The 257-nt window shown below is 40.1% G+C and carries 1 pseudogene; it reads right to left on the bottom strand.

Features of this window, described 5'->3' with window-relative positions:
• Window positions 1–257 (bottom strand): annotated as a pseudogene (locus FD23_RS08950) (ISL3-like element ISLdl1 family transposase); the annotation flags it as partial.

Genomic DNA, 257 nt, shown 5'->3' with positions numbered 1-257 from the left:
GTACTTATGACCATCGTGGAGCTTAAACTCATCAATGGCTAAGTATTTTGCCTGCCTTTCAGGTTTTATGAGTGTCTTGCCATCAGTTGTAAATTTAGACAGCAGAAGAGACTTGTGAATTGACTTTACAGTCATCTTGTCCAAGCCAGTAAGCCAAGCCACTGCCTTTAGAGTAAGGCCATAGCTTAACAGTTTCTCAGTGTATTCTTTTAAAGGTTTGGTGATGCGATAACCATCAGCTTTAAAAGGGATAGACT

The sequence above is a fragment of the Lactobacillus delbrueckii subsp. delbrueckii DSM 20074 = JCM 1012 genome, assembly GCF_001433875.1.
Classification (GTDB): Bacteria; Bacillota; Bacilli; order Lactobacillales; family Lactobacillaceae; genus Lactobacillus; species Lactobacillus delbrueckii.
This window is presented reverse-complemented; position numbering and strand designations above follow the sequence as displayed.